Source organism: Brevibacillus formosus, from assembly GCF_003013405.1.
In the GTDB taxonomy this organism is placed as follows: Bacteria; Bacillota; Bacilli; order Brevibacillales; family Brevibacillaceae; genus Brevibacillus; species Brevibacillus formosus.
In genome coordinates, this window is sequence record NZ_PXZL01000001.1 from 474,759 (window position 1) to 499,228 (window position 24,470).

Sequence of the window (24,470 nt, forward strand, 5' to 3'; positions counted from 1 at the left end):
ACTATCTCGCCTCCAGAAGTAAGAGCTCGGAGCTAAATCCAGGTCCAAGCGCGGCGACCAATCCGCGATCTCCTGGCTCCCACGCCTTCTCCATGCTTTTTTCCAAGACGAACAAAACCGTAGGGGAAGACATGTTTCCAAAATTGGTGAGGACATCTTCAGAAAAACGTGTGGCTTCTGTGCCAATGCCCAAAGACCGTTGGTAAGCCGTTAATACCTTGGCTCCGCCTGGATGGAAAATGAAATGACGTAGATGGTCAATAGACATCCCATGCGGTGACAAAAAGCTCTCAACGTTTTCTCGCATCGAAGAACGAATGAGAGTAGGGATGTCCCGAGAGAAAATGACTTTTAACCCCGGATCGGTCAATTCCCATCCCATGACATCTGCGGTGTCCGGCCATGTTGTCGTTCGCGCATCACAAAATTGAACCTTAGGCGTGTCCGAAGAGGACATGACTTGATCTCCTTCTATTAATACGGCTGCAGCTCCATCTCCAAAGAGGCATGTTGCGACCAAATTGCTTTTGGACAAATCTTGCCGGATGAAGGTCAAGCCGCACAGTTCTACGCTCACAAGCAAAACTCGCCGGGAGGGATAAGCCTGAGTGTACTCACATGCACGTGATAAGCCCATTGCTCCACCGGCACAGCCAAGGCCCCACAAAGGGACACGGGTTGCTTGCGAACGGAGTCCTAAACGATGGAGCAAGCGGGAATCGATGCTTGGGGTCGCAATGCCAGTGCTTGATACAAATATCAGACAATCGATGGATGACGGCTCGACTCCAGCTTTCGTCAAACACTTTCGGGCTGCTTCCTCTGCCAAGGCTTCCGCATGTTCGATATACAATTGATTTTTCTCTGCAAACGGCCGATCCTCCAAAAACCAATCCATTGGCATACTAAAATGTCGCTTCTGAATGTGACTGTGTGCAAACACGTGTAACAAACGATCTATGTCGGGAAAAGCATCTTGAAAAAATAGGCGTGCCAGCTTCATGGAATCCTCTTGTGTAATCTCGTGGGAAGGTACTGCTGTAGCCACTGCTTCTATACGGGGCATACATTCATTCACTCCCGTCTATTTTTATTAGCCTTTAGCTTATCCCTACCAATTGGTTCCAATTCATGTTGCACCATGTGCGAAAGGCCACAGGCTGGTTGTCAGGACTTTTCCAAGATTCGCTTGAATGAATAAGTGACAGTTTCGTGATTTGCTTGAACTTACAAAAAAACATAGGTAAAATATTCCTGGTTATACGAAAAAAGACCTAGTGAATATTTCTGAAAATAGGTCTAATGTACGAATAAGAAGAGTTACAACGGATAGATCGGGGGTAGTGTATTTTGGGCTCACGCTGGATTAGCTTGGGTGTGTCCTGTATGATCATCTCGGTTTGGCTGATCGGATACGGATTGCCGACGGATGACAGTGTGATGATCTTTCTTTTGCTTGTTGCTGTCATTCAGACGCTAGCTGCCTATCAAATAGGGAAATATGTAGATCGGCTGCGGCAGATGGCTTATCACGATTCACTTACAGGCGTTCTCGTCAATCGCAGATTTCTGGACAAGTTGGTCGAAGAAGTAGAATTGGCAAAAAGCAATCATCAATCTGTTACTCTATTGTTTATTGATTTGGATAATTTCAAAATATTTAATGATTCATTTGGCCATTTGGAAGGCGACCGACTTCTTTGCCAATTTGCAAGACTCTTGCAAGCGAGTGTACGGAAACAAGACACGATTGGAAGATGGGGTGGGGAAGAATTCGTCGTTTTGCTAACGCAAACAGACACAAGAAGAGGACTGGCAATCGGGGAACGAATTCAAAATCAAGTCCGACACGCTCTTTCAGGTGTCACGGTCAGTATCGGAGTAGCCTCGTATCCACAGCATGCTGAAACAGCGGAAGAGTTAGCGAAAAAAGCAGATACGCTTATGTATGAAGCGAAAAAAAGGAAAGATTGCATGATGGTCGCTTCGAATGAAATGATAAATATTGGCAAGACTAACACTCGTCATCTCTCTTGACACGGGTGTTTTTTTTGATTGTAAAGGGCATTTACAAAAACTTAATAATTCTTTAAAGAAAAATATACACATTTGACCTTGATTTTAAATTTACGGAAACAATAACATTCGATATAATCTGGTAGGTGTCATTTATTCAAAGGAGTGAAGAAGTCCCGTATGTTGAAATCAAACAAGTATATCTTCTTTGATCTGTTCGAACAGCAGATTGCCACGGTACACAAAGGAACTCATCTTTTCTATGAAATGATAGGAAATTATCAGGATCTAGAAACAAAGGTTAAGGCAATCAAAGCTGTCGAAAAAGAAGGAGACGAAATCGTTCGTCGCATCATGAACGAGTTGAACTCTACTTTTATCACTCCGCTTGAGCGTGAAGACATTCACCAACTCGCTCATACGATGGACTCGATGATCGACTATATTGACGGTGTCGCTGATCGTATGTATTTGTACCAAGTGACTCAACCAGATCCACGTGTATTGGCACAAGCCAATATTTTGGTGAAATGCTCGGCTAAGCTGATTGAGCTGATTCGCACACTACGCAAGCTGGATCATAAAGTCGTTACACAAATCGCTGGGGAAATCAAAGATTTGGAGCATGAATCTGACTCCAACTACCGCAAAATGGTATCTGATTTGTTGAATTCTCCTGATACCAACCCAATGGAAGCGATCAAACTCAAAGAGATTTACGATAAGCTCGAAGACTGTGCTGACTTCGCTGAAGACGTCTCCAACCTGGTAGAAGGGATCGTGTTAAAGAATGCTTGATCTTTCGCCAGAGGTGATTATTCTCGTACTCGTCGTCATCATGGCGTTAGCATTTGACTTTATCAATGGTTTTCACGATACGGCGAACGCGATTGCGACTTCTGTTTCTACGCGCGCATTAAGTCCGAAAACCGCGATTATTATTGCATCCCTGTGTAACTTGATTGGTGCACTCTCGTATACGGGAGTAGCGAAGACAATCGGGGGAAGCATTACCGATCCATTCAAGCTGGAAAATGGATTGATCGTCGTTTTGGCCGCGTTGACATCTGCGATTTTGTGGAACCTAATCACCTGGTGGTTCGGAATTCCTAGCTCGTCCTCGCACGCGATTATCGGCGGCGTTGCAGGTGCAGCTTTTGGTGCCGCAGGAAGTGGTGCCATTAACTGGTCAGGCTTCATTAGCATTATCCAAGCGTTGATCGTATCACCGCTTGTTGCCTTTGCTGTTGGTTTTGTGGTGATCAAGCTTGTGTCTTGGTTTGTTCGTAACTCAGCGTATCACAAAACCAATAAAGGTTTCCGTTCGATGCAAGTATTGTCAGCAGCTTGGCAGGCTTTCAGCCATGGAGCCAACGATGCGCAAAAAACAATGGGCGTAATCACCCTTGCTCTGATTTCCGGAGGATTCTTGATACAACAACCGGGAGAATTCACTATTCCACTGTGGGTAAAACTTTCAGCTGCTCTTGCAATGGCTTTAGGTACAGCCTTTGGTGGATGGCGGATCATCAAGACCTTGGGTGGTAAGATTATGAAAATCAAGCCAATTTCCGGTTTCTCAGCAGACCTGTCTTCTGCCTTGATTATCACAATCTTTACAGCTTTGAAACTGCCAGTGAGCACAACGCATGTGATCACATCCGCCATCTTGGGGGTTGGGGCATCGCAAAAGCTGAACGCAGTAAAATGGGGTTTGGCTGGTCGGATTTTGGTCACTTGGGTCATTACCCTTCCGATTACCGGACTTTTGGCTGCTGCATGCTACGTCGTGTTTGACGTATTCCTGTAGAGCTACATCTTATCCAACAGACAACAGACACCTTTCCGTGTAGAGTGCGCGGGAAGGTGTCTTTTTCATTAGCTTGATCCCGTTAAACGCTCCCATATGCCGGGCTTGGGTTTAATTTGCACGAGGCGTACGGCAGAGAATGGGATATAGTCCAGCGAGCCATCCCGTTCTTCAATTAAAATACCGTTGGGACTGTAATCATACAATTTGCCTTCTGCGTATGCGGATAATCCTTGGCCGATCATATCAGGAGCAAAATGAATACGTACGTAGCGATCGAGATACTCTTCCAAAATTCCATCATCCATCTTATTCCCCTCCTTTTTCATTCTTTCTCCTAGTTATTGCCTGCATTGCGACAATTCAGACAAGGCAAAGAAAAAACCACCCAGTCGGACTGACCTGAGTGGCATTGAATATGGCATGTTGACGTTATTCGATCGAGTTTTGGGAATGTCCTGCCTGCTTGCTTTTGCGTGCAAACACGAGCATCAATATGACACCGGCAGCAATCAAGCACAGACTGACTAATTGAGCGACACGCAGGGTATCGGCAATCAACAAACTGTCTGTACGCATGCCCTCAATGAAGAAGCGTCCAATCGAATACAGGATCATGTAGCTGAACAAGACCTGTCCATCGAATTTTTTGAATCGGTACAGCATGAGCATGAGAATGCCGAAAACGATAAGGTTCCATATCGATTCATACAAGAATGTAGGATGGTAATATTGTCCGCCGATAAACATTTGCTCGCGGATGAATGCGGGGAACTTCTCCATGAATTCGGCAGAAACAGCATCACCATGTGCTTCCTGGTTGATAAAGTTACCCCAGCGTCCGATAGCCTGCCCAAGAATAACGCTGGGCATAAAAATGTCAGCCAAACGAAGGAACGGCAGTTTGTGTTTTCGAATATACCAGGCTCCTGCCAGAACTCCACCGATTAATCCACCGTGAATAGCCAAGCCGCCTTGCCAAACTGCGAAGATGTCCAGTGGGTTGTCTTTGTACTGCTGCCATTCAAACGTAACATAATACAATCTTGCACAAACGATGGCTGCTGGAATGATCAGAACCACCATGTTCAAGACGTGATCAGGATCAATGCCAGAACGTTTGGAATTGTAGCGAGCGAGATAAGTACCCAAGAAAAACGCCAGCCCCATAATAATGCCATACCAGTGAATCTTTAAGGGGCCGATTGCAATTGCGATCGGATCAATCATGAATGTGCCTCCTTGCCTCAAAACATCTGTGCCAAGTATAGCACAAATAGGCTGCTTGATTCCAACTAATGGCTTACTGGGACCGCAAAAAGCCGAGGATGGAATCAAGGGAGGCCCGTTTTGTGGGAGCAGAGACGGATGAGAATAAATCTCCGAATGTTTCCAGACGTTTGGGAACCGTATAAATGGTGAAGTCTGTGGGATGACAATGGGGAACCTCTTCCCACAGGAGTGGCGTTGATACGGTTGCCTGCTCTTTTGCACGGGTTGAATAAGGGGCTGGCAATGTTTTTCCCCGCCAGTGTTGCAAATAGTCAATGTACAGCTTATCCCCGCGATTCTTCACTAAGCGCTCGATAGTTAAAAGTGAGGGATGCTTGCTGACTAAATAGGATGCGATGAAATGCCCGACTTGGCGCGTCTGTTCAAACGTATAGCGGAGTTCGATTGGAACATATACTTGCAATCCGCTGGAACCAGATGTCTTGACCCATGAAGCCAGCTGTAATTCATCGAGCAGCTGTTTCAATAAGAGGGCTGACTCTATCACAACGGCAAAATCATCTGTGGAAGGGTCGAGGTCAAACACAAGCTCTGTCGGAGTCTCATCCTTAGCGAGGTGAAAGGAGACGTGCCACTCCAATGCCGCTTGATTCGCCATCCACACGAGTGTTGCTCGATCATTGCACAGTACGTAACGGACATTTTCCCACGTATGTGTTTGTATCCAGTCGGGTGCATAGTCAGGAGCGTTTTTTTGATAGAAGTGCTTGTCACCGATTCCGTGCGGATAGCGAATGACGGTTAAGAGTCGATCCTTGCTATAGCGGAGCAGTGGGGCTGCGACAATCAACAAATAGCGCAAGTAATCTAGCTTGGTTACCTCGGCCTCTGGCCACAGGGGCTTGTCAGGGTTTGTGATGGACAATGTGTGATTGTCGATCGTCAGCTCGTACTCTTTTGTTGCAGGACGCAATGACGTTTTCACCTTCTTTTGAAACGGTATAGGTGTTCCTACTATCTCCCATTCATGCTCCTCTATGTAATGGAAATACCTCTGCGCATATATTTCCTGTCATTCAACCATAATACGGGTAGATTTCCAGTGGTTGGTGATGAAATGAAATTCAAGAAGAAAGATAAAATGAAGGAACTGATTGAGACAATGAATGCCTGCAGCTTGATTGAGCTGGAGGGTATACCGATTTCGCCTCAATTGGAAGAGAACATTGATTTGTTGAAAAAAATGTTCGCTGATTGCTCCGATTTTGTCATACGAGAATTCCGCCAAAAAAACAGTGTCCGAGCGATTGCTGTCTTCGTCGATGGGCTAATTGATACAAAAGAGGTTAATTCAGCACTGAAATCGTTGATGGTGCTTGAAGACGGCGATGACGATATAAAAGTGATAGAAGAGTCACTTTTACCTGTTTCCCAGATGGGAAGAGTAGACGATTATAAAAAGCTGCTACAGGCTGTGCTTTCAGGTGATACAGGCATTCTGGTAGAGGGAAATACAGAAGCGCTGACGCTCGGCATTCGGGGAGCAGAAAAACGCTCAGTTAACGAACCGGAAGGAGAAGCGGTCGTCCGGGGACCGCGTGAGGGTTTTATCGAAAATATTCGCACGAACACGTCGATGCTGCGGCGCAAATTGCGAACACCTCGTTTGAAAATGAAGTCCTTGGTAGTTGGACGTGAGACGAACACCAATCTGGTGGTTGCCTTTCTGGATGGGATTGCTGATCCAGAGATCGTACAGGAGGTCACTGGTCGAATCAGCAAGATTAATTTAGATGCTGTGCTGGAAAGCGGATATATCGAAGAAATGATCCAGGATAACACATACTCGCCTTTCCCTCAGCTTATGTATTCCGAGCGCCCGGACACGGTTGCTGGGGCATTGCTGGAAGGACGTGTCGCGATATTTGTGGATGGAACACCGATGGTTTTAATCGCGCCTGTTACGTTTTGGATGATGATGCAGGCCAGTGAGGATTACTACGAGCGATTTCAAATGGCTACGCTTGTTCGCCTGCTGCGTTATGTATTTCTCATCATTTCGCTCATTACCCCTGCTTTATATGTGGCCATTACGACACATCACCAACAGATGCTACCAACCACGCTCCTTTTAAGTATTGCGGCTGCGCGCGAGTCTATTCCTTTTCCGGCTATCGTGGAGGCTTTCATCATGGAAATTTCTTTTGAAGCCTTGCGAGAAGCGGGGATTCGTCTCCCGAAAACGGTCGGGCAAGCCGTTAGTATTTTAGGTGCGCTGGTCGTTGGTCAGGCAGCCGTGCAGGCAGGGATTGTTTCTGCCCCCATGGTTATCGTCGTATCGCTCACAGGGATTGCCTCGTTTACCATCCCGCATTTTAATGCATCAATTTCCTTGCGAATGCTGCGTTTTCCGATCATGATTGCGGCTTCCATTCTCGGCATCTACGGAATGCTGGTATTGTTATTGCTAATCCTCGGGCATATGGCTAACCTGCGCTCTTTTGGTGTCCCTTATTTATCGCCGTTAGGACCGATTTCGATCGGCGATCTCAAAGACGTACTGATGAGGGCACCGTGGTCAATGATGGAAAAACGCCCGAGCTTTTTGGGTGTACAAAATGCGAGGCGTATGAACGATGGTTATGCCAATTCTATTCAGCAAAGAGGAGGGCAATCAGGGATGACAGGCAACCGTCAACCAAACGAGGAGGGACAATCGTGAAGGCTGTGACCCGCATTTTGGTGGTGTCGCTCTGTATGTTCCTAGTATCTGGTTGTTGGGATCGCCGTGAAGTAAATGATATAGCTATCGTCATTGCAATGGCGATGGATAAGGAACCAGACGGCAGGTATCGGTTATCCATTCAGGTCCCCCTGGTCAGCAGCCTAGGCGCCCAGTCCGGAGGTGGTGGGGGGACGAGTGGTGATAAGAGTTATTACGTTGATTCCGCAGTCGGCAGGACAATTCGGGAAGCGAATGGATTGATCCAGGCAAGAATGTCTCGTGAAATTTACTACTCCCATCACCGAATGATCGTCATAGGCGAAGAACTGGCGAAGGACGGTATGTCGGATGTGCTCGATATTGTGGCACGTTTTCCAGAAAATAGACTGACAGCTTACATTGTCATGACAAAAGGCAAAGCAATCGAATTACTAACCGCACAGCCCCAATTTGAACGTTTTTCAGGAGAAGCGATGCGGGAGTTGGTCAAGATGGGGGGCATTAATGTAACGTTGAAGGATGTGGCCCAGATGCTCGGTACACCTGGGGTTGATGCCATCTTACCCGTTCTATCAGCCGTGGATTCCTATCCAAAAGGAAAGTCAAAAGAAATAGAGGCGACGGGGGTAGGGTTATTTCGACAAGACAAGCTCGTAACCATTGCGAAGCCCAAAGAACTGCTCGGCTTGCGATTGTTCCAACGCGATTTTACACCGTTTTCTGTTGTGGTGTCCCTTACCAAGCACGAACGGCTTACGATAACTCTTTCGAAAGGAAGGGCGAATATCAAGCCCGTAGTTAGGAAAGGCCGCATCCATTTCAAAATTGACCTATACGCTTCTGCCGTTGTGGTGGAGAATCAGTCACACCTCGATCTTGAGGAAGAGAAAAATATTAGAATGCTGCAAGCGAAGCTCGTCGAGCAGATCAATAACGGTGTGAACCATATGATGCAAACGATCCAAAAGAAACAATCAGACTTCATTGGGTTAGGAATCGCCTTGTCAAGAAATAATCCGCGAGAGTGGCGAGACCGATATCGAAGCAGGTGGAATGAGGAGCTTCCGAAAATCACATATGAAATCCATTCCAAAGTGAACCTGATCAATGTCGGACAGACAACGAAGAATATAACCAAAGGTGAAGAGGATTATGAATAGAATATTTCTGGTCTTTTTTGTCTTCATGCTGTTACTTTCCCTCGGAGAATTCATCCTGAAGCGAAAAGGCATGGATGGAAGACAGCAGCGAGTCATCTTTATTTTCTACACCCTAACCATTATTTGTCTGATCGCTTTGCAATTCCAGTATTATCAAATCCTGCCTACGAGTAACATCATGAACATTTTCTCTCCCCATGTGAAGCGGTGGGTGGATCAGTTCGTATAAGGAGGCCCAAGTATGATTCACAAGCAAGTTGTCAATCATCGACAAATTGCCTGGCTCGTCGGCAGTGTCTTGATGACAGGAATGATGATCAGTTTCTTGCGATCTGTCGTTCAGGTAGCAAGGATGGATGCTTGGTTCTCTCAAATTATCCCCATCATTTATGCGCTTTTTATCGCCTACGTTTTGAGTAAGCTGGTGGAGGCTTATCCTGGGAAGAATATCTTTGAAATCTTGTTTATTATTGGCGGGAAATGGATTGGTGGAGCTGTCAATCTACTCATTTTGTTTTACATTTGGATCATCCTGGCGATCGATATTAAAGGGGCTGCTGATTTTTTACATATCTCGTTATTGCCAAACACACCATTGGAGGTCGTCTTACTCGTCTTCGTCTTACTGATGATGTACTATGGTAAAACGAGTCTTGAGGTGGCGGCGCGGGTAAACGAGTTTTATTTTCCTCTTTATTTCATCATGTGCATTTCGTTATATTTCCTGCTGATGAATGAATACAACATAGAGCGATTGGAACCAATCTTGACCAGTCGATTGGATCGGATCGTGGTCAGCAACTTTTTACCAGTAGGTGTATATGGTGATATTTTTCTCATTGGGGCATTCTTACATGCCATTGTAGAGCCGCGGCTATTTTATGCTGCGATGAAGCACGGGGTCATTATTGTTGGCTTTGGAACGACGATTATACTGGTCGTCTTGCTCGGGGTGATGGGCTACATTATCGCCGGTCGGCTGAATTTCCCCATCTATATTCTCGTTCAGCAAATCCACATTACAGATTTTTTGGACAGGGTCGAAATGATCCTCTTTAGTATTTGGTTCCCCGCTTTCACAATTAAAGTCATTGTCGCTTACTTGGCATTTTTAGTGGGGGTGGGATCATTTGGGGGACAGCGGCATTACAATACACTCAATGCACCGTGTGGATGGTTTATCGTTGTGTCGTCCATATTCGCGTTTCCCAATATAGCACATATCGATCAATTTATTAGTTATAGCTTGCCGATGATCGTGCTTGGCTTCCAATTGCCGCTAGCGCTCTTTTTGCTTGTTCATGTAAGTCGAAAGAATAAAGGAAGAGAGCAAAGCCTCATTCCCGAAGGAACGAAGCTTTATCGATTTTACCGGTCGATGGTGTGGACCACGACAGTCTGTTTAAGTGGTTGTGTGATCGTGATATTGATTGGGGACTTTTTTAAGGATAAATCAGCGTTAAGTGGGGGTGCGACAGCTGTTGCCTACATTACCCTCTTACTGATAGCGCTGTTGACGAGCTACGGGGAAATGCAGGCTCTTAATCATGGCAAGCAAAAACTGGGAAGAGCAAAACAGGCTGGATCGTTTCGACAATGAGGGCGAAAGTCAAAGGGGGCCTTACTCTAAAACACACTGGTGTGGAGGGACATCCACAAAGCCTTGTATGCTTGGCTGTCGCAAGGAATGCCCTTCCTTCCACTCTGCAAATTTGATTTTGACGGTAATTTTCGGCTGTATCCATAACGTATTGGCTGCGCGTGGTGGCTTGTTAACAAAAGCCATCTTCTGTTGGACGAGGGGCTGGATTCTCTCCGTAAAATCGCGCCAGTCCGTGTGCGTCAATTTTCCGGTACCGGCATGACCGATGTACCAAAAAGAACCTTTTTGATCGAACAGACCCAGAAGCAACGAATTGACAATATGATTCCGAAGCGTGATACCGCCTACAACAGCGATGAGATCCCGGTAGTACTTTTTCTTTCTCCAGCGCTGATCCTTTCCGTTGATCAAGTAGCTGCTTGACGAATCCTTCATAATGATTCCTTCCATGCCTTGCGCTTCGATGACACGATAAAGAGCGTCTCCATCTGGAAAGTTTTCAACTAGCTGCACATGAGGAGTAGGCGTGATGATTTTTCGTAGTATTTGTTGTCGCTCTGACAGTGGGTAGGAGGTTACCCATTCATGGTTCCAGTACAGGACATCAAAGACCATGTATGTGACAGGGACGAGCTTTTGTGTCTGGGGGACTTTTTCTAAACGTCGCAGCCCGTCTCTCTTCATGACCTCGTAAAAGGAAGGCTTTCCGTCCGAACCGAGAGCGATTATTTCTCCATCCAAAATCACAGAATCGGCACGGCAGTACGAGTGAATATCGGTTACCTCTGGGTAGTGGAAAGTCCGTTCATTTAATTTTCGGTTGAACAGTTTGACCTCGTATCCATCGTAATAGGTAAGAATGCGAACGCCATCCCATTTCACTTGGCCTATCCATTGTGGTCCTTCTGGTATGGCTTCCGTGCTGGTAGGCTCAAAAGGAAATAGCGGAGTTAGTTCCATAGCTGCCACCTCTATGTTTAGTTGGGACTTGCCCAGTTTTCTAATACAGTTTCACGGATGGGCATGATCTATACGAGTGGTGCTGGAAGATGAATTCCTGTGTGAATTTTACGAAACTTTTTTATTGATTAAGTATTGAATTCGAGCTATACTACCTGTATAAAGTAACTGGGTTAGCGGGTTGGGCTGTATCTGGTTGAGCTGCTTCCTCCTTCCGTGGTACGTCCACCACACCTCATGGGAAGGGAGCTGCTCTCTGATATGGCCCTCTTTGCGTCTCTTGCTCCAGTTGGGAATGTTTGTTGTTCACTTTCTTTAATCCTTTTTTCATTGATATACAATTAGAGACTTGTTTATAATGACTGTGCGAATTCATTTACGAAAGAAGGAATTGACTTGCCGTTTCTTCGGTTTAAAGGCTTTGCGAAGCAAGACATAGAGCCCATTTCTCAGATTCTTATAGAAGAGTTTTCCAAAATTGCTGAGGTAGCTCAGGAAAAGGTGAAATTGGAGCTGCTTCAGGTAGAGCAACTAACAAACAGTCCTTTGTCTGTAGAGATTATGATGTTTCCGCGTGAACAAAAGCAACATGATGCGATTGCTAGTGCCATACACGACATTTTGAAGAAGCAAGGCTTTCTGCAAATCCATATTTTCTTCATTCTGCTATCGCCCTCTCTCTATTATAAAGAAGGACTGCCGTTGCAAATCGGAATGGCGAAATAACCAAGAAAAAAGGTCGAGATCCTCCAACAGGATTTCGACCTTTTTCTATTAATAATAGAGGCTTTCGGATTGCAGGCACTTGGAGCATGTTCGCGTAAGTGGAGTTTCGATGTAGACGTGGTTGCAGTCCTGTTGAATGAGTCGCAATTGTTGTTTAGATTGCTCTAGCTCAGCCTCTAGTCGAATGATCTTTTCACGTAAACGACTGGCTTCCTCCATAGGCATCCCCCTTCATTACGACTGGTACAAACGGCTTCCTTGTTCTCGGAACTCACGTGATTTTTCCTGCATCCCAGCAAGGATGGCGGGATCTTGGGCAGACCCTTGTTCGTTGGCGATGTGACGAATGTCGTGCGATATTTTCATGCTGCAAAATTTAGGCCCGCACATGGAACAAAAATGGGCGGATTTGGCGGCTTCTGCTGGCAACGTTTCATCGTGATATTCGCGGGCGCGCTCTGGGTCCAAAGACAAATTGAATTGGTCGTTCCAGCGAAAATCAAAACGAGCTTTGGATAAGGCATCGTCTCGCTGTTTTGCCCGCGGATGTCCTTTTGCGAGATCAGCAGCATGCGCTGCGATTTTGTATGCGATTAAACCGTTGCGGACATCCTCTTTATTGGGGAGGCCGAGATGCTCCTTAGGCGTTACGTAGCAGAGCATCGCTGTTCCGAACCATCCAATCATGGCAGCGCCAATCGCTGAAGTTATGTGATCATAGCCGGGGGCAATGTCTGTCGTGAGCGGCCCAAGTGTGTAAAAAGGAGCCTCATGGCAAATGGATAACTGTTTATCCATATTTTCGCGAATGAGGTGCATAGGGACGTGACCAGGACCTTCAATCATGACTTGTACGTCGTGTTCCCACGCAATTTTTGTGAGTTCTCCCAATGTTTCAAGCTCCGCGAACTGTGCCTCGTCATTCGCATCCGCTATAGAGCCAGGACGTAGTCCATCTCCAAGGGATACACAAATGTCATAGGCCTTCAGAATTTCGCAAATTTCAGCGAAATGCGTATATAAAAAGTTTTCCTCATGATGGGCCAGGCACCATGCCGCCAAAATTGATCCGCCGCGAGAGACGATACCGGTAACACGGTTAGCTGTCATAGGAATGTAGCGCAATAGAACGCCAGCATGAATTGTGAAGTAATCGACGCCTTGTTCCGCTTGCTCAATCAAGGTGTCTCGATAAACCTCCCATGTCAAATCCTCGGCTTTCCCATTTACTTTTTCAAGTGCTTGATAAATCGGGACAGTACCGACCGGAACAGGACTGTTGCGGATAATCCACTCCCGCGTGGTGTGTATATGTTTTCCCGTCGAGAGGTCCATAATGGTGTCAGCCCCCCAACGGACAGACCAAATCATTTTTTCGACCTCTTCTTCCATCGAAGAGCTGACGGCTGACGTTCCGATGTTGGCATTGATTTTGACATGAAAGTTGCGGCCAATGATCATCGGCTCGCTTTCAGGATGATTGATGTTAGAAGGGAGAATCGCACGTCCAGCGGCGATTTCTGCCCGTACAAATTCAGGGGAGACACCCTCGCGAATGGCAACGTATTCCATTTCCGGTGTGATGATATTTTTTCGGGCATAATGAAGCTGGGTAACATTTTTGCCTGGCTTTGCCCGCTTTGGTTTGTAGCCTTCTCGAGGGAAAGTAGGGAGAGTGGCAGCCTTTTCTTCGTTTCGGATGCCGTCGTCGACTAGTTGTGGTTCGCGACCGACATACGTTTCCACATCATTTCGCTCATCGATCCATTTGTGGCGGATGGAAGGCAGTCCTGCTTGAATATCAGGGACGTAGCCTGTTGCGGTATACTCGCCACTCGTGTCGTACACGCGAAGAGGAGGATTGGGGATGGAGCCAGACAATCCTTCGGTTGGTTGAAGGGAAATTTCGCGCATCGGGACACGGATGTCCGCACGACTACCTGTTTCGTATACTTTGCGACTGCCTGGAAAAGATGACACCAATGACATAAGAAAAACCTCCTTGTTTTGGTTGCACGAAAGCGAGAACCGTTTAGGGAGGCGAAAGAAACTGCCCGCGAAAAAGCGCCGCATAAACAATATGCGACGCCAACGCGAGAGTAGAGAAGAAACGGGTATCCTAAAGATACACGCATCTTTTCGTGTCGTATATGACATTCCTCCGCTGGCATTACCCAGTTCAGGTTCAACGGTCGATGGCACAGTACCATCCTCTCAGCCTGGTGAATCCCAAGCTCCCGTGCTTTTTTATTTTGGATTGCAAGAATAGGATAACGGGAAGTCCATTTAATTTCAAGGAAAACTTTCCTGTGGGAAAATTGCAGGTGTGCAACACATTTTCCTCCCCCCTATTCTCGTGAATCGGACTAAAACTGTTTCTGTAGACCCACATGATTCCTATCTGTTACGATGAAGTTCGAAAAAAAGCAACTGCTTCCAGCGCTTTGATTTTCAGCGTTGTCGGAGCAGGATGGAGAAGTATTTTGAGGTGATGAGGTATGGATGTTTATTCGGATCTAAAACAAGGAGAACGTGGAGCATGGGTGAGTATTTTCGCCTACATTTTCTGCTCTGTATTAAAAATAGGAGTTGCGTATGTCACTGCGTCGGAAGCTTTAATGGCCGACGGTCTTAATAACTCAACAGATGTGGTCGCATCGATTGCTGTTTTGATCGGGCTGCGTATTGCAAGGAAACCACCTGATAAAGATCACCCGTATGGTCACTTCCGGGCGGAGACGATTTCAGCACTTGTCGCATCATTTATTATGCTATTTGTCGGAGTTCAGGTCGTTACGAATGCCGTACCATCCTTGTTTGATCCACAACATTCGGCTCCTGACCTGTTGGCAGGGTGGACAGCACTGGCAACAGCTGTCATTATGCTTTTCGTCTATCGCTACAATAAAAAGCTCGCCATCAAAACAAACAGCCAAGCACTTGATGCAGCGGCCGCTGATAACCGTTCAGACGCATTTGTCAGTATCGGGACGTTTATCGGGGTAGCTGGCGCACAATTTCAATTGCATTGGCTCGATCCATTAGCTGCTTTTGTCGTTGGTCTCATCATTTTGAAGACGGCTTGGGACATTTTCAGGGAAGCAACCCACCGTTTGACAGATGGCTTTGACGAGAGCGAGCTTGCGGACCTGCGGGCAACGATTTCCTCGATTTCAGGAGTAAAGGATATCAGTGACATCAAAGCCCGCTACCATGGAAGTAGCGTTCTGGTTGATGTTGTGATCCATGTAGATCCAGGTTTGAATGTGGTGGAGAGCCACACCATTACCGAGAAAATTGAAGAACAGATGCGCAAGATTCACCGGATTAACGCCGTGCATATCCATATTGAACCATGCAGGAAGATGGCGCCTAGTTAGATTCCATCATGTGAAAACAAAAAACCTGTCCATTTTGTGGGCAGGTTTTTTTGGTGTAGCCTAACCAGAAGTAGCCTTCTTTTTGCGTAATGTTTTGGTTGTAGAAGTAGTCGTAGTTTTTTTCGGACTGGCCGCGGTCTCCTTTTTCGATGCTTGCTCTTTTTCAGACAAGGAGGCAGCAGTGGTGCGTTTTCGCGCAGGCTTTGACGGAGTTGGTTCTGGCTCGATTTTGATGGGAACAGGGGCTTGACCAGCTGTAGACTCCAAGCTTTCTTTTAGAGCCTGCATGAGATCAATAACATTGGTTCTTGCCACGGTAGGTGCAGTGGCGATCTCCTGACCCTCCAATTTTTTCTCAATCAATTTTTGCAGGTCGGATCGATACTCATCCGTATATTTTGCCGGATCAAATGGGAGCGTCATATTGCTGATGAGCTCAGTTGCCATCTTCAGTTCATTTTCGGCCAACGGAACAGTGGCTTCTGGCAAGGCAGGCACTTGACTGACGGGACGTACCTCATCTGGGTAGAAGATCGTCTCCAGCATGATGCAATGCTCATACAGTCGGATAACTGCCAGGCTTTGCCGATTGCGCATCGTCACCTGCGCAACGCCGATCTTTCCTGTCTGTTCCATGGCGGATCGCAGCAAGGCGTAAGCTTTTTCGCCAGTGTCCTGTGGAGAGAGGAAATAGCTTTTATGAAAATAAACGGGATCGATCTCCGACAAGTCTACGAAGTCGATGATTTCAATGGCTCTGCGTGTTTCTGGCGTAATCGCTTCCAAATCATCATCGTCAATCATGACAAAATGTCCTTTTTCGTATTCGAAGCCACGGACGATTTCGCTTGTATCGACTTCGCGTTCGCAGTGCGGGCACATTTTTGCGTACTTGATCGGGGTATTACACTCTTTATGCAGTTGGCGAAAGCGAATATCGCGCTCTTCCGTTGCAGTAAACATGCGAACAGGTATATTGACGAGGCCGAAGCTGATTGAGCCCTTCCACACCGTATGCATACGGATACCTCCTTTACAGTTATTTTGTATAGTATCTGTATCCGCTTAAAAGAAGTGCCGAGGGAATTGAAGGTGGAAAAGTAAAAAGCCAGCCGATTCGATGCGGCTGGCTACGTATGCAGCTACTGTCCATGTTTGACGATGTCCGATTGATCTGCACGAGATTGCATGTCACGCGCCAGCTCGACGTCTTTGCCTGTCCGGTCGGCAATGGACTGGGCTTTGGACGCCTTCAGCTTTTGTGCAGACGGTCGCTTTTCTGCCATGAATGACTCACTCCTTTCAGGCAAGCTACATGAAGAGGGTGTTGCAGGTACATGTAGTATGCGCTGGACACAAAAAAATACCCCATCGCCAATGACGAGGGGCAGCCGTTCAACTCCTCCCGATGAAGGGAGCGATGGCACGAAATGCTCCTATCAGACACGTCGTGCGCCAAAGTGAACAGCCTTTCAATTATGGGAGAGGAGAAACCGGAGGAAGAGCTTATGGGGAAACGTAAGTCTTCTCCGCGGTTGTCAGCGACACCGTTGCGTCGCTATTCATCATCTTTTCCAATCGAATGGAGTTGTATACCTGTCTTGCGCATAAATTTTTCCAGTTGCTAATTTTACGGGTGTATGCAGTTGTGATAGTATGATATCATTCTCAGTCTTAGAAAATCGCGTCTTAAAACATACATATAGGAAAGCAGACAGGTGAAATGAGTATGCGAGTCATCGCTGGAGAACACAGAGGAAGACGGTTGGCAGCAGTTCCGGGCAAAGGAACCAGACCGACCACCGATAAAGTCAAAGAATCGATTTTTAATATGATTGGCCCGTATTTCGATGGCGGGTGGGCATTGGACCTATACGCAGGAACAGGCGGTCTCGGGATCGAGGCATTGAGTAGGGGAGCGGATCGAGCTGTTTTCGTGGAGCGCGATCATAAAGCATTTGCCGTGGTAAAAGAAAACGTCAGCACTTGCAGGCTGGACGATCATGCTGAGCTATATCGAATGGATGCAGAGCGCGCCATTCGCACACTGAGTACCCGCAATCAAAAATTTGACCTCGTCTTTTTAGACCCGCCATACGCCCAGCAAAAAATTGTCGAAGAAATCAAGATGTTGCAGGAGCTGGGAATGTTGGCGGACGGAGCGTGGATCGTGGCTGAGCATGATATCTCAGACTCTTTTCCGGATGTGATTGGTCATTGTGTGAAGGATCGAGCGGCGAAGTATGGGGATACAGCCGTTACCGTGTATTATTACGATTTGGAACCACAAGACTAACTTTCAAATCAAGGTGCATAAAGAGCACTAAGGGAGGATAACCCGCTATGGCAATCGCTGTATGTTCAGGAAGCTTCGACCCTGTTACTTATGGGCATCTCGACATTATTTCGCGGGGTGCCAACGTTTTTGATAAGGTTATTGTTGCCGTCTTGATCAATTCGAAGAAAAACTCATTATTCAGCGTAGAAGAGCGCGTCGAATTGCTTCGTCAGGCAACGGCTGACATGAAAAATGTAGAAGTGGACTCTTTTGACGGCCTGTTGATTGATTACATGAACAAAAAGGGCGCACAGGTGATCATTCGTGGCCTTCGTGCTGTTTCTGATTTTGAATATGAGATGCAAGTCGCCTCGATTAATAAAAAGCTCGACGAAAATATCGAAACGTTTTTCATGATGACGAACAATCAATATTCGTACTTGAGCTCAAGTATTGTAAAGGAAGTTGCAAAATACAAGGCGAGTGTCGCTGATTTGGTGCCGCCGGTCGTAGAAGAGGCACTGAAGCGAAAAATGGCCGAGTAGACTATCGCGTCTTGCTGCGGTTCATACGCGAAAGAGTCAGGCTGGTACACAACAGAATCGCACCGACACCGATGGCGATTCCCCCTGATAGTAGCAAGGTCTCCCACCAACTCGTCGTCGGAATCTCGGATTTCACATGCACAAATACGGGGACGGCTTTCTCCACGAACCAGGAGCTGACTGTGGCAAGTGGCCCCCAGAAGACAAAGGTCAAAATCGCAGCCAGCAAAGCGTGCAGCGCTCTGGCAATCAAGTAAGGGGCGACACGAATATCCGTTTCACTCAAGATACTTGCGACCTGCGCGTGAACGCTCAAACCGCCCCAAGACAATATCGCACTGGCAATGGCCGCTTTCCAGACCAAGGAAACATTATCAGGCACAATGCTCGCTGCCTGTGCGCCAAGGGTTACTTCGAACAAACCAGCCACGATTGCTTGGGAAAAGGCTGGCGGAAAACCAAAGGGGCCGAGGAAAACCGAGAGAAGCGTACTGATGATTTGCGTCAAATGAATCGTGGAGAATAGTTGAATTAAGACCGAAAAAACAATGATGAAGCCACCGATCATGAACAAGGTATTCAGAGCGGATTGCACCGCTTCTCCCATTAATTTTCCGAACGGACGTCCGTCACGGACACGTGCCCGATGCATCGCTTGCAACGCGCGTAAAGGAAGAGGCAGTGAATTTTTCTCCAATGGGGCTGAAGTAATGGCAAAAGGCGCATGAAAACGATAGATTACGCCCATGAGTACAGCTGACAAATAATGAGTTAGGGCTAGAATAATGCCCATTTGCTCACTGTGGAAAAAGCCGATTGCCACTGCTCCCATGACGAATAAGGGGTCTCCCGTCGTTGTAAAGGAGACGAGACGTTCACCTTCAGCCTTCGTCACATTGCCTTGCAGACGCAGGCGTGTAGTCAGCTTTGCGGCTACCGGATAACCGGACGAGAAGCCCATAGCCAGTACGAACCCGCCAGTGCCCGGAACGTTAAACAGTGGGCGCATTAATGGCTCCAGTAACACGCCGACGAAATGAACGACGCCCAGACCCATCAACACCTCAGACAGCACAATAAAGGGAAGGGTAGAGGGGAAAACTACCTCCCACCATATTTTCAGACCGCGTACGGCAGCTTCAAAAGAAATCTGCGAGTAAGCAATCAACGAAATAACAATGAAAACTGTCGAGATGGCGAGCAACAAAGTAAGTACGGGTGAGTGGCGTGACATGGATTCCTCCTGAATCGAAGAAAAGTAGTAGTACATGTCTACGTGGCAGGCGGGAGAACTATGCGTAAGCTTGGTCGACGAATATCTCCCAAGTGTGAAAGGTACAGCCATTTACCACATAGGCTGGTTACGGGGAGGGGTTTTTCCATGCAGACAAAGCGTAAACCAATCGTGGGTGTAGCCCTGGGTTCTGGGGGCGCTCGCGGTTTTGCACATATTGGTGTATTGAATGCGCTAGAAGCACATGGCATCCAGATTGACATGCTGGCTGGCTCCAGTATGGGGAGTTTGATTGGAGCCGTCTATGCCAACGGAATTGAACCGCACATGATGGGAAAGCTTGCCCTGAATTTAAAACGCAAGCATTGGCTCGATTTAACCGTGCCCAGCATGGGCTTTGTTACGGGGGAAAAGATCAAGCAATTAATTCGTCTGTTAACACACGGAAAGCGCTTGGAAGAGCTGAACAAGCCGATTGCCATTGTGGCAACGGATATTGAAACAGGGGAGCGAGTTGTATTTCGAGAAGGCCCAATTGATCAAGCGGTGAGAGCGAGCATATCCATTCCAGGCATCTTCGTTCCTGAAAAAGTAGGGGGGCGGCTTTTAGTCGACGGAGGAGTTATTGATCGTGTGCCGGTGACGGTGCTACGTGACATGGGTGCCGATATCGTGATTGCGGTAGATGTCGCCCAATTCGATACACGGATGGAGGTCAAAAGTATTTTTGATGTCATCGCCCAGACGATTGATGTGATGGAAAGGGAAATTCTGCGACATCGAATCATTGCGGCAGACATCGTAATCAGACCGGATGTTGGACACTATAGCAGTATCGCGTACACGGGTGTCGAAGAAATTATCGAGCTAGGCGAACGTGCGGGCACTGAACATATTGAACGCATTCAGGAACGAATTGCAAATTGGGAGGCACAAGAATGAGTGAGGAACAGCTTTATGCCAACAGACGCAGATCTACAGGAACCAGAGGCTTTAGCTGGATACTTGCCTTGGTTTTTGTCTTGTTGGGCATTTCCTTTTTTGTACCGACGAATTATTACGTGAGTCGTCCGGGTTCAGCGATTGAGTTGGGGCCGATGATTCAAGTGGAGGGCGGCAAGAAAGACGACACGGGATCCTTCATGCTCACGACGGTTCGCATGGGCGAAGCGAATTTGCTGTGGTATTGGTATGCAAAAATGGCGCAGGATGTTGAGTTGTTGCCCAAGGAGCTGGTTGTAGGCAAGGGCGAGGACAGCGAAGATTTTATCCGTCGAGAACAAGCGGTCATGGACAATTCACAAAAAATTGCGGAGGCAGTCGCATTCCGCCTTGCCGGTTTTGAAGTGAAAATCGAGAAGCAGGGTGTGTGGGTGATGGGTACTCTAGAAGGGTTCCCTGCCCATAAAGCATTGCAAATCGGAGATGTCATTACGTATGTAGACGAGGTTCGCACGTCTGAGGCAAAAGATTTGCTGACAGCCCTCTCTACAAAAAAAGCAGGGGATCAAGTCGAAATTACGTACACAAGAGATGGACAAGAGGCCAAAACGATGTTAACCTTGGAACCACTACCTGAATCCAAGTCAGTTGGAATTGGTGTACGCCCTGACAACAAACAGGAAATCATCATTCCGAAAGAAGTAACCATTGCCTCTCAAGGGATTGGTGGTCCTTCTGCTGGTTTAATGATGACCCTGGAGATTTATGACCAGTTAAATACGGAGACGGATTTGACAAAAGGCTATAAAATTGCAGGAACAGGCACGATTTCGTTGGACGGAAAAGTAGGCAGGATCGGTGGCATTAATCAAAAGGTAATCGCAGCGGACAAAGCCGGCGCAGAGATCTTCTTTGCTCCGCAGGATACGCCAGATACGAGCTCCAATTACGAGGAGGCGTTAGCGACTGCCAAGCGGATTGGAACTTCAATGAAAGTGGTTCCGATCAAGACGGTAGAAGAAGCGATTACGTACTTGAATGGACAAAAACCGAAATCTACCTGAGCAAACTAGCTGTCAAGCAAAAATGGTTGACAAAGCTTTGGGCAGGGTCTATAATCATCTTTGTTGTGCATGAGGTGAAAATGCTATGAACATTAAGTTAGCAGAGTTAGAGCACCGAAAAGGAGAGCCGTTGCCATTCCAGGTAACCTTGGATGCAGATGAGCTGAAGAAGCGCCATCACGAGATTCGCGGGATTACTCCTGTGACAGCGAGTGGTGAAGTTGTACAGCTGGGCAATCTCTATTACGTAAAAGGGAGCATGAAGGCAGATGTGAATTTTGTCTGCGCGAGATGCTTGAATCCTTTTGTCGATCAGGCAACAGTAGATTTCTCTGAGACATTTGCGCTTGCGGATGATCCAATCCTGCAAGATGACGAGGACAGCGATATCCTTCCTCTGGAAGGCGATGAAATTGAGCTGGACTCGCTGCTGCAAGAGGATTTCTTACTGGCAATGCCGACCTTTCCGCTTTGCGAGGAGGATTGCAAAGGTCTGTGCCCGACTTGCGGTGTGAACCGTAATGATGTGGCATGCAGCTGCAAGAATGAGCGTGTTGACCCGCGTTTGGCTGGGTTGGCTGACTTTTTCAAAGACAGCAAATAAGTATTCTTACTGTATTCAAGATGATTCGCCGACCATTCGTGGCAGCGTCTCATTTTTGAAGGATGGCATAAGCATTTTGCCTATACTGTCCACCCAATAGAGCTTCTTAGCATTTGTCAGTTGAAGGAGGTGTAAGGAAGATGGCAGTACCTCAACGGAGAACTTCCAAAACCCGTAAAAGAATGCGTCGTACGCACTTCAAATTAGAGATTCCAGGCATGATCAAATGCGATAATTGCAGCGAATACAAGCTTGCGCATCGTGTTTGCCCAAGCTGCGGTCACTACAAAGGCGTGAAAGTAGCGAAGTAATATTCGCTGCTAAGAAAGCAAGGTGAGAAATCGCCTTGCTTTTTTTGTTCCTTCCTTTTGCTTATAAATACTTACAAACGCTTATTATCGCTTGCGTAAATTGCTTAAATGACTTATAATGAAGGTAAGATAAGGATGGGGTTGAGGCTTCGTGTTTCAAGAGGAGAGGCTCGCTGCGATTCTTGCGTACTTGCAGGAGCACCAGCGAATCAGTGTGCAAGAAGTAGTTGAGCAGTTTGGGGTTTCCCGTGACACAGCGAGGCGTGATATCGTCAAGCTGGAGGAGCAGGGACAAATCCTGCGGACCAGGGGAGGAGCAGTACTGCCCAGCCTCAATAAAAAGAACTACTCCCATCAGGAACGAATGCAGCTTGATTTGACAGGAAAGCGCAGTATTGCGGCAGCGGCGGCCCGTCTGATCAAAGACGGCGACTATATGCTGCTCGATGCGTCCACAACTGTTCAGCTCACGGTGGAATCCTTGCAGACCCGTGACCACGTCATCATCACGAATTCATTAGCGACTGCCGCCAGTATGTCCCGAAAAGAAGGCGTTCTTGTCAAGCTTTTGGGCGGAGACGTACATGCCGAGGATCAATGTGTGCTTGGTACACGCGTGATTCAAAACCTCGCTGATTTTCATGTGGATAAAGTACTGGTTGGTGCATGCGGTCTTACAAAGGAAGGGCTCATGTCTACGCAGGAAGATCACGGTTTTCTGATCAAAGAAATGATCAAGCGGGCCGATCAAGTGATCATACTTACTGACCATACCAAGTTTGGAAAAAGCATGCTGTACCGCGTTGCAGGTTTTGACCAGATCGATATTATCGTCACCGATAAGCTGCCTGAAAAGGAAATAGCGGAGGCTTTGCACGCTAACGATGTAGAGGTGATTGTAGCTTCCACATGAAGCTATTGATCCATAAAAAAGAGGATAAGTTCCATTTGGCTGGCGTGAATGGGTGACCAGCGTGACAGCAAATGGATTTATCAGAGGGAGTCCTTCAATGGGGAGGGCTCTTTCTTTTTTCTTGCATTTGTGTACGGCCCCTGCTATTCTGGTAATCCTGACTTTTCCAAGAGGAGGGTTTTATGGTCTATTGGCGGATTATTCGCAAGAGCTATCGTCGAAATCTTCAGTATCGTTTATCGCATGTCGTCAACAATGTCGCAAGCTCGATTTTTGGGCTTGTTTTTATTGCCATTTGGACGGGTGTCCTTTCTGGAAAACAAGTATATGGCCCCTATGATGTCAAAACGATGGGGTATTACATCGCGATTTGCCAAAGTGTTCTCTGGATGACAACATTTCTGTCCCCAGGTCTGAATGTACAAATAGCGGTAAGAAGTGGGGCTGTCAGTCTGGATATGATCAAGCCTGTTCATTATCTTTGGTACATGCTTAGTCAGGAGTTTGGACGACTTCTGTACAATGCTTGTTACCGAAGTGTTCCGATCGGCTTGCTGCTAGGGTTAGCGGTAGGCTTCTTTTTCCCCTCTGATCCGTTCACTTACTTCTGGTTTATCCTCTCGCTTCTGCTAGGAACTTACATAGGTATGTTGCTCTTTTATCTCGCGGGCATTTCTTCCTTCTGGACGACAGAAATTCGCTGGGTACACCTCATCCTTTTGTCATTGATCTTTGGGTTAGGTGGACAAATGATTCCGATAGACTTGATGCCCGGAATGATTGGAAAAATTGCACCTTATTTACCCTTTTCCGCGATGATCTATTATCCAGTTATGACCTTGCTAGAGCTTGCTCCTCCTTATGGCATGCTTGTCCAAGCTGGCTGGGCGCTCGTTTTAACGGTAGTTGCTTTATTGGTGACGACCATGGCAAGAAGAAAGCTTGAAATTCAAGGAGGATAACCAC

27 protein-coding genes and 1 riboswitch are annotated in these 24,470 nt (G+C 47.0%); of the genes, 17 read left to right on the plus strand and 10 right to left on the minus strand.

Annotation, left to right across the window (positions count from 1 at the left end):
* Position 1: 1 nt before the first annotated feature.
* Entirely contained in the window at positions 2-1,066 is a 1,065-nt protein-coding gene (locus C7R91_RS02225; protein WP_047068066.1) for a type III polyketide synthase, read from the minus strand.
* A gap of 320 nt (positions 1,067-1,386) precedes the next feature.
* Here C7R91_RS02225 and C7R91_RS02230 point away from each other — a divergent pair, with 320 nt between their 5' ends.
* The 3 genes from C7R91_RS02230 (at position 1,387) to C7R91_RS02240 (ending at position 3,826) form a co-directional block, all read left to right on the plus strand.
* Positions 1,387-2,037, plus strand: a complete 651-nt coding sequence (locus C7R91_RS02230; protein ID WP_236697796.1) for a GGDEF domain-containing protein — start codon at positions 1,387-1,389, stop codon at positions 2,035-2,037.
* A gap of 159 nt (positions 2,038-2,196) precedes the next feature.
* On the plus strand, positions 2,197-2,814 hold the full coding sequence (locus tag C7R91_RS02235; RefSeq protein ID WP_007728239.1) for a DUF47 domain-containing protein: 618 nt from the start codon (positions 2,197-2,199) through the stop codon (positions 2,812-2,814).
* The gene (locus C7R91_RS02240) at positions 2,807-3,826 is read left to right on the plus strand and encodes an inorganic phosphate transporter (RefSeq protein ID WP_047068058.1); all 1,020 of its coding nucleotides are present in this window, start codon (positions 2,807-2,809) and stop codon (positions 3,824-3,826) included. Before C7R91_RS02235 ends, C7R91_RS02240 begins: the two co-directional genes overlap by 8 nt.
* A gap of 68 nt (positions 3,827-3,894) precedes the next feature.
* Here the strand turns inward: C7R91_RS02240 and C7R91_RS02245 are convergent, their stop codons facing one another.
* From C7R91_RS02245 to ligD, 3 genes are all read right to left on the minus strand, one after another.
* Positions 3,895-4,134 (minus strand): hypothetical protein, encoded by a 240-nt coding sequence (locus C7R91_RS02245; protein ID WP_047068056.1) that lies wholly within the window; start codon positions 4,132-4,134, stop codon positions 3,895-3,897.
* Positions 4,135-4,258: 124 nt separating this feature from the next.
* Entirely contained in the window at positions 4,259-5,056 is a 798-nt protein-coding gene (gene lgt, locus C7R91_RS02250) for a prolipoprotein diacylglyceryl transferase (protein ID WP_047068054.1), read from the minus strand.
* Positions 5,057-5,129: 73 nt separating this feature from the next.
* Positions 5,130-6,032, minus strand: coding sequence for a non-homologous end-joining DNA ligase (gene ligD, locus C7R91_RS02255; RefSeq protein ID WP_047068053.1), 903 nt, complete (start codon positions 6,030-6,032; stop codon positions 5,130-5,132).
* A gap of 168 nt (positions 6,033-6,200) precedes the next feature.
* Between ligD and C7R91_RS02260 the strand changes: the two genes are divergently transcribed.
* From C7R91_RS02260 to C7R91_RS02275, 4 genes are read left to right on the plus strand one after another with little or no spacing between them, the layout of a single operon-like run.
* On the plus strand, positions 6,201-7,781 hold the full coding sequence (locus C7R91_RS02260; protein ID WP_371863601.1) for a spore germination protein: 1,581 nt from the start codon (positions 6,201-6,203) through the stop codon (positions 7,779-7,781).
* Positions 7,778-8,944 (plus strand): Ger(x)C family spore germination protein, encoded by a 1,167-nt coding sequence (locus C7R91_RS02265; protein WP_047068050.1) that lies wholly within the window; start codon positions 7,778-7,780, stop codon positions 8,942-8,944. The genes C7R91_RS02260 and C7R91_RS02265 overlap by 4 nt, the downstream gene beginning before the upstream one ends.
* Positions 8,937-9,173 carry a hypothetical protein gene (locus C7R91_RS02270; protein ID WP_047068048.1) on the plus strand — a complete coding sequence of 79 codons (237 nt, stop codon included), beginning with the start codon at positions 8,937-8,939 and terminating at the stop codon, positions 9,171-9,173. The genes C7R91_RS02265 and C7R91_RS02270 overlap by 8 nt, the downstream gene beginning before the upstream one ends.
* A 12-nt stretch (positions 9,174-9,185) precedes the next feature.
* On the plus strand, positions 9,186-10,544 hold the full coding sequence (locus C7R91_RS02275; protein ID WP_047068046.1) for a GerAB/ArcD/ProY family transporter: 1,359 nt from the start codon (positions 9,186-9,188) through the stop codon (positions 10,542-10,544).
* A gap of 21 nt (positions 10,545-10,565) precedes the next feature.
* Here C7R91_RS02275 and C7R91_RS02280 read toward each other — a convergent pair whose 3' ends face one another.
* Positions 10,566-11,507, minus strand: coding sequence for an ATP-dependent DNA ligase (locus C7R91_RS02280; protein ID WP_047068044.1), 942 nt, complete (start codon positions 11,505-11,507; stop codon positions 10,566-10,568).
* A gap of 396 nt (positions 11,508-11,903) precedes the next feature.
* On the opposite strand from C7R91_RS02280, the gene C7R91_RS02285 reads away from it, so the two are divergent.
* Positions 11,904-12,233 (plus strand): DUF1904 family protein, encoded by a 330-nt coding sequence (locus tag C7R91_RS02285; protein WP_047068041.1) that lies wholly within the window; start codon positions 11,904-11,906, stop codon positions 12,231-12,233.
* A gap of 48 nt (positions 12,234-12,281) precedes the next feature.
* Here the strand turns inward: C7R91_RS02285 and C7R91_RS29225 are convergent, their stop codons facing one another.
* Positions 12,282-12,452: a hypothetical protein gene (locus tag C7R91_RS29225; protein ID WP_162837740.1), complete on the minus strand. Its 171-nt coding sequence runs from the start codon at positions 12,450-12,452 to the stop codon at positions 12,282-12,284.
* Positions 12,453-12,467: 15 nt separating this feature from the next.
* Positions 12,468-14,222: a phosphomethylpyrimidine synthase ThiC gene (thiC, locus tag C7R91_RS02290; protein ID WP_047068038.1), complete on the minus strand. Its 1,755-nt coding sequence runs from the start codon at positions 14,220-14,222 to the stop codon at positions 12,468-12,470.
* A 149-nt stretch (positions 14,223-14,371) separates the two neighbouring features.
* A riboswitch (TPP riboswitch) is annotated at positions 14,372-14,484 on the minus strand.
* 247 nt (positions 14,485-14,731) lie between these two features.
* Here thiC and C7R91_RS02295 point away from each other — a divergent pair.
* Positions 14,732-15,613 carry a cation diffusion facilitator family transporter gene (locus tag C7R91_RS02295; protein ID WP_047068037.1) on the plus strand — a complete coding sequence of 294 codons (882 nt, stop codon included), beginning with the start codon at positions 14,732-14,734 and terminating at the stop codon, positions 15,611-15,613.
* 60 nt (positions 15,614-15,673) lie between these two features.
* Here the strand turns inward: C7R91_RS02295 and ku are convergent, their stop codons facing one another.
* Together ku and C7R91_RS29230 are read right to left on the minus strand one after the other, a co-directional pair.
* Positions 15,674-16,633: a non-homologous end joining protein Ku gene (gene ku, locus C7R91_RS02300; RefSeq protein WP_047068035.1), complete on the minus strand. Its 960-nt coding sequence runs from the start codon at positions 16,631-16,633 to the stop codon at positions 15,674-15,676.
* A gap of 122 nt (positions 16,634-16,755) precedes the next feature.
* Complete coding sequence (locus C7R91_RS29230) at positions 16,756-16,899, minus strand: hypothetical protein (RefSeq protein WP_016743266.1); 144 nt, start codon at positions 16,897-16,899, stop codon at positions 16,756-16,758.
* A 443-nt stretch (positions 16,900-17,342) separates the two neighbouring features.
* Here C7R91_RS29230 and rsmD point away from each other — a divergent pair, with 443 nt between their 5' ends.
* Positions 17,343-17,909 carry a 16S rRNA (guanine(966)-N(2))-methyltransferase RsmD gene (gene rsmD, locus C7R91_RS02310; RefSeq protein ID WP_047068033.1) on the plus strand — a complete coding sequence of 189 codons (567 nt, stop codon included), beginning with the start codon at positions 17,343-17,345 and terminating at the stop codon, positions 17,907-17,909.
* A 47-nt stretch (positions 17,910-17,956) separates the two neighbouring features.
* Positions 17,957-18,436 carry a pantetheine-phosphate adenylyltransferase gene (gene coaD, locus C7R91_RS02315; RefSeq protein ID WP_047068031.1) on the plus strand — a complete coding sequence of 160 codons (480 nt, stop codon included), beginning with the start codon at positions 17,957-17,959 and terminating at the stop codon, positions 18,434-18,436.
* 1 nt (position 18,437) lies between these two features.
* Here coaD and spoVV read toward each other — a convergent pair whose 3' ends face one another.
* Positions 18,438-19,670, minus strand: coding sequence for a dipicolinic acid transporter SpoVV (gene spoVV, locus C7R91_RS02320; protein ID WP_047068029.1), 1,233 nt, complete (start codon positions 19,668-19,670; stop codon positions 18,438-18,440).
* A gap of 147 nt (positions 19,671-19,817) precedes the next feature.
* On the opposite strand from spoVV, the gene C7R91_RS02325 reads away from it, so the two are divergent.
* From C7R91_RS02325 to C7R91_RS02350, 6 genes are all read left to right on the plus strand, one after another.
* Positions 19,818-20,612, plus strand: coding sequence for a patatin-like phospholipase family protein (locus C7R91_RS02325; RefSeq protein WP_047068027.1), 795 nt, complete (start codon positions 19,818-19,820; stop codon positions 20,610-20,612).
* Entirely contained in the window at positions 20,609-21,676 is a 1,068-nt protein-coding gene (locus C7R91_RS02330; RefSeq protein ID WP_047068026.1) for a SepM family pheromone-processing serine protease, read from the plus strand. The genes C7R91_RS02325 and C7R91_RS02330 overlap by 4 nt, the downstream gene beginning before the upstream one ends.
* 85 nt (positions 21,677-21,761) lie before the next feature.
* Positions 21,762-22,280 (plus strand): YceD family protein, encoded by a 519-nt coding sequence (locus tag C7R91_RS02335; RefSeq protein ID WP_047068023.1) that lies wholly within the window; start codon positions 21,762-21,764, stop codon positions 22,278-22,280.
* A 140-nt stretch (positions 22,281-22,420) separates the two neighbouring features.
* Positions 22,421-22,591: a 50S ribosomal protein L32 gene (gene rpmF / locus C7R91_RS02340; RefSeq protein WP_005834357.1), complete on the plus strand. Its 171-nt coding sequence runs from the start codon at positions 22,421-22,423 to the stop codon at positions 22,589-22,591.
* Positions 22,592-22,742: 151 nt separating this feature from the next.
* On the plus strand, positions 22,743-23,504 hold the full coding sequence (locus C7R91_RS02345) for a DeoR/GlpR family DNA-binding transcription regulator (RefSeq protein WP_047068021.1): 762 nt from the start codon (positions 22,743-22,745) through the stop codon (positions 23,502-23,504).
* Between the two features lie 182 nt (positions 23,505-23,686).
* Entirely contained in the window at positions 23,687-24,466 is a 780-nt protein-coding gene (locus C7R91_RS02350) for an ABC transporter permease (RefSeq protein WP_047068020.1), read from the plus strand.
* Positions 24,467-24,470: the final 4 nt, after the last annotated feature.